Source organism: Hungatella sp. (genome assembly GCF_046966825.1).
Genome location: NZ_JBKVCZ010000202.1, coordinates 1 through 8,260 on the forward strand (window position 1 = coordinate 1; position 8,260 = coordinate 8,260).

Genomic DNA, 8,260 nt, shown 5'->3' on the forward strand with positions numbered 1-8,260 from the left:
GTAATAGTAGATCCTTCCTTCCGCCAGAACCATCTTCTGGCTTTCCGGCTGTCCCATGATCACCATGGGATCCAGAACCTGGACAGTTCCCCCTGCATTTCTCACCAGCTCCAGCCGGTCATATGGAAAATGAAGGCTTTCCGGCTCTTTTCCATCCTGCAGTTCAAATTCAAGAGCTGTCTGCGGAGTTCTGAGGAAGTAATCAGCGCCGTCGGTCGTAAACAAGTACCGCCGCTCTTCGATCTCTCCGCTGTTATTTTCCACCATTGTACCGTCTCCGGCGAATAAGTATGCCTGATGCATCACCATATCGTCCGGATTGTACCAGCCGTAAAATACATCCACCAGCTTTCCCGTCAATCCTCCATTGCTCGAGGAGGTACCCATACCTCCAAGTACGGCGATGCTTCCGTCGGCAAGCTTTTCCACATCGTAATCGATAAAAGAACTTCCGGCTGCCGGATTCTTACCAACGAAAGAATCTTCTCTGTGAACGCTGTCTTCCGATTCCGGTTCTTTTTTCACCGCATCAAGCGCGCTGGTTATCGCCTCCAAGTCGATGGTTCCCGTATCATCCGGCCCAATGATTAAATTCGGCACCCATTTACCGTCTTCAAGCTGAAAACTGAACAGGCCGCAGCTTCCATGAAAAATGATCTGATCCTTTGAGGCGTAATCTATGGTAATGGTACTTTCAAGCCCCTTTTCCAATACCTGTCCGGAAAGCCAGGAGGTATCCGGCATCTCCACAGGCATAGCCGGCGTCTCGCCGTCATCCTTACCTGCAATGAAAATGCTGGTAGGACCGTCTCCGCCTCCAATGATGGAAACCGCCTCCGGATCCACGGGTTTTTCCCTGACGGTCATGAGGCACAGCACTGCCGCTGCCGTTACGATCACGGCGCAGAGCGTGATCCTAAAGCCCGCTTTCTTATAGTTTAAAACATTCTTTATTCTCGATTTCGTATGGCTCTCTCCAAAGGCCAGGGGCAGGCGCGCTCCGCTGCCTTTCTCCGCAGCAGACAGGAGTGCCAGCGAGTACTGCCTCTTTCCGCCCTCTCCCAGCTCGCTCACCACCGCCTCGTCACAGGACATCTCCATGTCCTTGCAGAGCAGACGGAATGCTATATGGGCGATGGGGTTAAACCAGTGCACGATAACCATCAGAAGCCCCAGAAGCTTAACGAGATAGTCACGACGCCGGATATGGATCCGTTCATGCCTCAAGACACACTCCCGTTCCATCTCCGTTAAGTTTGAAGGAAGATAGATCACCGGGCGGAATATTCCCATGACAAAGGCGCCGGGAATCCGGTCAGATTCATAAATCCCGTGTTCCGGTCTCCGGCCTTTTTCATCCTCATGGTCCGGATCGGGCTCCTGGATCTTCACTGCCGTTCCAAGCCTCCATTTTAAACGGATATACCCGGCAAAATGGAAGAGGAAGAAGACCAGCATCCCCGCCTCCCAGACTACCAGCATCACAAACAGCAGGATCTGTATGGGATTGACCGACATATAGGGATTGGTCACGGTCATAGTCTGCTCCAGAACCTGGTTTACGGGACGGTCTATAAAGAAGACCCCCGAATCAATGGAGGGCGTGTTTTCATAGATGATCCGCTCCTCCAGGGGATTCGAATAAAATGGCAGCAGGCTGTAAGCCGACTGGAGGGAAAACGGGCATAAAAAGCGAAAGATCACCACCAGCCACAGCACACAGGAAAACCGCTTGGGAAGCCTCCTATACAGCAGGCGCAGCGCCATCACCAAAAGGGCGGCAAAGCCTGCGGTAATGCTCATGTTCAAAAGAGTGATCATCATCTGATCCACATCCATTACTTCACCGCCTTTTCTATCATCTGTCTGATTTCCTCCGCTTCCTTCGCTGTCAGCTTTCTGTCCTTCAGAAAAGCAGTCACAAAGGCGGGCAGAGAACCGTCAAAGTTTCTGTCCACTACCGTCTCACTCTCGTACTTTAAAACCTCTTCCCTGGGAATCAGTGAGCTCACGACGGCCTGTTCATTCTTCACGAAGCCCCTTCCTGCCAGTTTTTTTAAGACCGTATAACAGGTGGACTTCTTCCATCCCAGCTTTTTTCCGCAGATTCTCACAAGCTCCGTGGAATTCACCGGCTCATTGTCCCAGATCAGGTTCATGAAACGGTATTCGCTCTCATACAGTTTCTTTTCTTCCATGTAAATGCCTCCCTCCAATCCATTATTGCCGCATGGTTCTGGTCTATCGCAGTAGTCCTTTGCATTAAGTCTATCACGATAGACCTCTCATGTCAAGCAACTTCAGGGAGACTGTCCAGTATCCTTTTCAGAGAGGCTGCCTTTCCCCACTTTACAGATTAGTAATTGATTCCATTAACAGCCAGTTTTCCATCCACGATACCAAATGTGATGCCTGGTTTCCTCTCCTCCGACTGCTCCTGCATATGAAACCCTGCCATGCTCGCCTCCAGCGCCGTAATATCCGTATTTTTTATGGAGGAAATAAGATCAGCCGTAAAGATCTTCTCTTTTCCGAAAGCGAGAAATTCTTCTCTCGTACTAACCACGACGCCTTCATCCGGAAAACCTATATAGGTAGGGAAGGAGATGCAGTCAGCCAGCGCCTCCAGATCCTGTTCTGCGACAGCCTTCTGAATTCTGCCGGCAAAGGCCTCCGCCTCGCTCTGATCCACGGAGAAATTATCCAGGCCGCCGGACTCCGCCTGTTCTTCCGTCATACGCTCCTTTGCCGTGGTCTCCGCAGGCGCTTTCTCCTCCGTCTGCCTTTCGATCTCAAACTCCGGACGTCCGAGCGCTCCGGGCGCAATCTCATACTTTTCAAATACTACGACTGGATTGCCCTTCTCATTGATATAGAACGGGGTATCCGCCGTCACGGTTTCAAAGCCGCCTTCAGCCTTTGTAAAGAATTTCACTTCAGAATCCGCTTCCCGCGCTTTGATCTGGGCGCGTATGCTCTCATTCGCCTTTTCCATGTAACCCGGCCCTAAAAGGTCCTCAAGGCTCAGATACCTTCCGTTTGTCAGGTCGATATTGTAGTAATACGTCTCGCTGTAGGCGGAGACCCAGTTTTCAGATCCGCTGACCGTAAAGGAGAGATGGGAATCGTTCTGGCTTTTCAGTTCATACCATACGCGAATCTGGATATCATGCTCTTTCCACTCCGCTTCCGTTCCTCCCGTATCCAGGAATGCTTTTTTGTACTCCTTTGCCCGTTCTACGGCCGCTGCCGCGTAGGCATCGCACTTCGCCTTGATTTCCTCGTTGATCTCTTCCGCCAGATTTTTCGTCTCGCCGCGAATCATCTCAATTCCCGGGACCTCCACCGAGATTCCGGCATCATCCGTGTCAGACTGCCACGATTCTGCGGTAAACAGCCTTACGATAGCTCCAATCACCGGAATCCCCTGTATTTCTTCGGCAAATGTCGGGTTGGTATTAACCCCGACGGCGACCACTACCGTCAGTGCGGCAGCAGCAGCCAGACCACAGCCGGAGATCACTCTGCACCGCCTTCACCATTTTTTCCTGTCCCGGCGATCCATTGCCGGCTGGTCCGGTACGCCATTTCCTTCTTTTCGCCGCGCAGCGGCCTGCGCAATAGCTGAGGCCACAGTCTCCTCCAATCGGTCCGGGATCGGAATGTTGTCGTATACGTTCTTGCTGTCCTTTAATCTACTCATATCACCAGCTCCTCCTTTAATGATTTAAGCCCTCTGTACAATTTCGATTTTACAGTGTTTACACTCAGTTCCATAACCGCAGCAATTTCCTGCAGAGACATCTCCTCATAAAATCTCAGTCTGATCACATTCTGGGTATCGGCCGGAAGACGGTCCAGCTCTTCAAAGAACCCCTCCGTCTCCCCGTAGCCCGGCTCCACATAGGCGGCCTCCTCACCCAGCGGTTCATCACTCACGATTTCCCGGTTCCTCTTTTTGACATAGTTCAGACTCTCATGAACCAGCACTCTGTAAAACCAGGTTTTAATATACGAGATCTCCCGTATCGACTCATAATGCTCCAGCGCGCTGCAGATGGCATTCTGAACGATATCCAGTGCGTCGTTCTCGTTTCTCACATAGGTATAGGCCAGCCTGTAAAACTTCTTCTGATTTGCAATGATATAATTTACCACAATGTCATAATGATCCTGTTTCATATTTTGTTTTCTGTCTCCTTTCACAGGCATGCTGTATTTGTTCCCGTCTACTTTATTGACAAACACAGGATGTGAAAAGTTTCATCTCCTGTAATTTTTTTATTGAAAGAATGGGGTCGAAAAATTATATCATTGTATGAGGCAGGACGCAACCAAAAACAGCAGCAGGCATCCGGACACATTCGTCCAGACGCCTGCTGCTTCTATTTCATAGGAGAATCCGGACAGCCGGACTCTTTATTCCAAATTACCCCAATCAGCCAATATCTCCCGTTACCGATTTCGGGATCGTAAATTCCACAACTCCCATATATCCCGGAGCCACGGTATATTCGTCAAATACAAGCACCAGCTCTCCATTCCCGTTGAAATAGAAGCTCTCGTCACCTGTAATCTGATTGAAGTCCTCTGCGGCCTCTTCACCGGATTCAAAGAAATACATCTTGGAGTCGTCCGCCGCCATCTGAGCCCTCATCTGCTCTTTTATATTATCGCTGAGAGCCTGAATATAATCCGCTTTATCCCGAAATAAGTCCTTCAGGGTTACTACCTGGCCTGTTGCCTTGTCTATCGTGAAGATCTTCACAAAGTCCGCACCGCTGGCCATAATCACGGTTGTGTTAATGCGCAGAGACAGATATTTATCATTGTCTGTCACCACCTGATAGCTGGAGGTTACAGAGTAATGGCCCTCGCCGGCAACGTCCTCTGTCACTTCCTTCTCGTATTCGGCGATCAGCTGGTTCGCATACTCCTCGATGGACTTGTTGACCTCTGTATTCGCCTGATCTCCGATGGATACCTGGGGAATATCGATCTTCGCCTCATAATTATCTTTTGTATCTTCAAAGGTCCGGAAGGTTACCACCTTGGCAATGGTTCCGAGTACCGGAATATTTTCCATGGCATTTGCGGTCGTAGGGCTTACGTTTGCCATCACGGTGATGGCGAGCAGCGCGGCCGCCGCTGTTAATCCTGTCTTCTTTGTAAACTGTATCACGATTCTCATCCTCTTTTCTTTTTTTGCCTTTTCAATTCCTGCCATCATGTTTTCCCTGGCCGAGGCCGGCACCGGAATGTTATGATATTCTTCTTTTAACTTCTCCAAATTGTTTCTGCTGTCGTTTTCCATAATGTGTCCCCTTTCTATGACATTTCCGACTTCAGTTCGATTCTGAGTTTTTTCAGTGCCCGGTACAGTCTTGCTTTTACCGTATTGACATTCAAATCCAGCACCACAGCGATCTCTTCCAGCTTCAGTTCCTCTATAACCTTTAATACCACGATGGTACGGTCTTTTTCCTCCAGTGACTTAAGAAGCTCCATCGGATCATCCTCATGATAGACATCCTCGTGGGGAATCTCCACCCCCTCCAGACCGATGCTCTCCTTCTGTCTCTTCCTCAGAAAATCGACGGCCGTGTTCATCACCACGCGGTAGATCCAGGTGGATAAATAATCCGGCTCCCGCACCTTACTAATATCTTTCATCACCTTATAAGCACTTTCCTGGACAATGTCCAGCGCATCCTGTTCGTTATTCACATAGCTGTAGGCGAGACGATAATACTTTTCATAATTGGTCAGGAGTATTTTCTCAGCTTCAGCTTCTAAATTCTTCTTCAAATATTCTTCCTCCTCTCTCCTCTTCTGTCTGTTAGACGTTTGCTGTTATAAAAAAGTTGCGAAAAATACAACCATATTTCCTTGGCGCGATCTGCACATACCCGATAAAGCGGGGCACGCTGTCCTGCCCGGAAGGCCTTTTATGTAATAGGAGTACTTTCCTACTACATAAAAAGTGGCACCCGGAAAGCCTTATACCTTTCCGACGTGCCACACTTTATTATTATACTATAGATCTAATCATTTTTAAAGAAAAAACGGATAAATATTAATTTCTTTCGCTACTCAAAACGCACAATTTCTTTTTTCAGCCTCTTCATAATCTTCTTTTCCAGACGGGAAATATAGGACTGGGAGATTCCGAGCAAATCGGCCACCTCTTTCTGGGTCATTTCCTCCCCCTCCTCGTCGGACAGGCCAAAGCGGAGCTCCACGATCTTTCTCTCCCTTGGGCTCAGCCGGCTGATGGCGGAATTTAAGAGATTGCGTTCCACTTCTGTCTCCAAATCCTTGTAGATCACGTCCTCGTCTGTTCCCAGAATATCGGACAGCAAAAGTTCATTTCCATCCCAGTCCACATTTAACGGCTCATCGATGGAGACCTCCATCTTCGTCTTATTGTTGCGCCGCAGATACATGAGAATCTCGTTCTCAATACAGCGTGACGCGTAGGTGGCCAGTTTGATGTTCTTCTCAGGGTTAAAGGTGTTGATCGCCTTGATCAGGCCGATGGTTCCGATGGAGATTAAGTCCTCTACGCCGACGCTGGTATTGTCAAATTTCTTGGCTATGTAGACGACAAGGCGGAGATTATGCTCGATCAGCTCCGACTTTGCGCTCTGGTCGTCTTCGCCTCCCAGCATGGCAATCACTCTCGCCTCGGACTCATTATCCAGTGGGGCCGGAAGAATATCGGCGCCGCCAATGTAATGAATCTCTCCCTGCTTCGGCATCATCAGCGTCTTAAACGTGGGTACGGCTTTAAACTGGAAACGGTTTGGTACGGAAACTTTTAATATCATATCGGTAATCTCTCCTTTTCATCTGAAACTAATCTTCATGCAGAAGCATCTGGTATTCCCCGTCCACAGACAGGGGACGTCGGCAGACAGCCACCAGAGGCTTTTCTATAATTTTCACGTCACTGCCCTGGCGTATTTCCATTTCATCCAGGAAAATCCCGGGCATCACGCCTTCCTTCTTTCCCACACTCCCAAACGGAATGTATATGACAGAGGACACGCTCTCGCACAGCTCCTTAAGCGCCTCGTAGGTCACCACATGAACCGGCCGGTGCGTCACTGGCTCATACAGCCGGTTACCGGTATCGAGAAGCGCTGTCACCGTCTTCTTCCGCCCTCTGTAATGCATCGTTACCTCGTAGAAATGGTTCCGGCTCTTTCTGGCCTCCAGAACGAAGCCCAGGATACACCTCACGCCGAAGTAAGCGCCGGCAGCCAGCAGCAGCAGTCGGTAAAACGGCATGGCCGCCCGGTTATTTCCGCGAAGGATCTGTTCTATATAATAACCGGCCATCGTATGCTGGTAGAGAGCCTGCATGGCTCCGGCCATCATGACGGTCACCAGATAGAGGCAGGCTACAGCCTTGCCAATCTCCCGCTTCTTTCTGACGCCGAACGCCGTCACCACCATCAGGCAGCTGACCACGGCGTAGGTCATAAAAAAAGAGACTGCGGGGGGAATGGACGGAAATGCCGCGCACAGGACGGCCCAGACAGCTCCCAAAGCAGCTCCCAGCACGATTCTGTATCTGCCCGCCCGGTATCTCATCACCTTTCCGGTTATGGAAAGCACAAGATAATCCAGGATCATGTTTATGACAAAAAACACATCTATGTATAAGTCAACCGTCACTAAAAGTTTTCTCACCTCCTGCCCTGTATGAACATTATAGTCAGAGAGACCTTCAGATTTTGTCAAAACGGCGGCCCTGATTCCTGTTTTTCATCGCCTTTTTCCCGGTATTTTCATCATAATTCGACATTTTATGGTCAAACATCTGTTTGCACCACCCCGTCCATACGTTTCACGCACCCATCACAAAGCTTTGCAGCTTTATAGACCTCGCCGCATACCGCCGAACACGAGGGAGAGAGAGTTTCCGTATCTCACACAAAAAAAGAGTCGAACCTGGCAGATTTTTTCCGCCGGGTTCGACTCTTTTCTTATAGAGATTGATAAACAGGACAGGCTGCGCGCTCTTATTCGCCTAACTGAGCGATACGCTCCTTCACCTGATCCATCATCTGTGTATATTTTTCCAGTTTCGCCTTTTCTTCCTCCAGTTTGGCTGCCGGCGCCTTGCTTACGAATTTCTCGTTGCTCAGCATTCCCTTTACGCGGGACAGCTCCCTGGACAACCGCTCCTCTTCCTTCTTTAACCGTTCTTTTTCCTTCTCGATGTCTACCAGCTCGGCAAACGGCATATAGA

10 protein-coding genes are annotated in these 8,260 nt (G+C 49.5%); all 10 read right to left on the reverse strand.

Annotated elements, in window-relative coordinates; translation table 11 throughout:
- Window positions 1–1,839, reverse strand: a 1,839-nt coding sequence (locus ACLTD4_RS31745; RefSeq protein WP_412331877.1) for a M56 family metallopeptidase, incomplete at its 3' end; no start/stop codon positions are given.
- On the reverse strand, window positions 1,839–2,198 hold the full coding sequence (locus tag ACLTD4_RS31750) for a BlaI/MecI/CopY family transcriptional regulator (RefSeq protein ID WP_117621657.1): 360 nt from the start codon (window positions 2,196–2,198) through the stop codon (window positions 1,839–1,841). The genes ACLTD4_RS31745 and ACLTD4_RS31750, both read right to left, overlap by 1 nt.
- 158 nt (window positions 2,199–2,356) lie before the next feature.
- A complete protein-coding gene (locus ACLTD4_RS31755; RefSeq protein WP_243009705.1) occupies window positions 2,357–3,523 on the reverse strand; it encodes an RsiV family protein in 1,167 nt (388 codons plus the stop codon).
- A 12-nt stretch (window positions 3,524–3,535) separates the two neighbouring features.
- On the reverse strand, window positions 3,536–3,703 hold the full coding sequence (locus tag ACLTD4_RS31760) for a hypothetical protein (protein WP_243009704.1): 168 nt from the start codon (window positions 3,701–3,703) through the stop codon (window positions 3,536–3,538).
- Window positions 3,700–4,182 (reverse strand): RNA polymerase sigma factor, encoded by a 483-nt coding sequence (locus ACLTD4_RS31765; RefSeq protein WP_117621720.1) that lies wholly within the window; start codon window positions 4,180–4,182, stop codon window positions 3,700–3,702. The genes ACLTD4_RS31760 and ACLTD4_RS31765 overlap by 4 nt, the downstream gene beginning before the upstream one ends.
- A 256-nt stretch (window positions 4,183–4,438) precedes the next feature.
- Window positions 4,439–5,314 carry a DUF3298 and DUF4163 domain-containing protein gene (locus tag ACLTD4_RS31770; protein WP_117621656.1) on the reverse strand — a complete coding sequence of 292 codons (876 nt, stop codon included), beginning with the start codon at window positions 5,312–5,314 and terminating at the stop codon, window positions 4,439–4,441.
- 14 nt (window positions 5,315–5,328) lie between these two features.
- Window positions 5,329–5,808 (reverse strand): RNA polymerase sigma factor, encoded by a 480-nt coding sequence (locus tag ACLTD4_RS31775; RefSeq protein WP_002603562.1) that lies wholly within the window; start codon window positions 5,806–5,808, stop codon window positions 5,329–5,331.
- A gap of 281 nt (window positions 5,809–6,089) precedes the next feature.
- The gene (gene sigE, locus ACLTD4_RS31780; RefSeq protein ID WP_002603561.1) at window positions 6,090–6,830 is read right to left on the reverse strand and encodes an RNA polymerase sporulation sigma factor SigE; all 741 of its coding nucleotides are present in this window, start codon (window positions 6,828–6,830) and stop codon (window positions 6,090–6,092) included.
- A 28-nt stretch (window positions 6,831–6,858) separates the two neighbouring features.
- Window positions 6,859–7,683 (reverse strand): sigma-E processing peptidase SpoIIGA, encoded by an 825-nt coding sequence (locus ACLTD4_RS31785; protein ID WP_243009703.1) that lies wholly within the window; start codon window positions 7,681–7,683, stop codon window positions 6,859–6,861.
- Between the two features lie 347 nt (window positions 7,684–8,030).
- Window positions 8,031–8,260 (reverse strand): hypothetical protein (locus ACLTD4_RS31790; protein WP_412331878.1); only part of this gene is annotated, 230 nt, incomplete at its 5' end.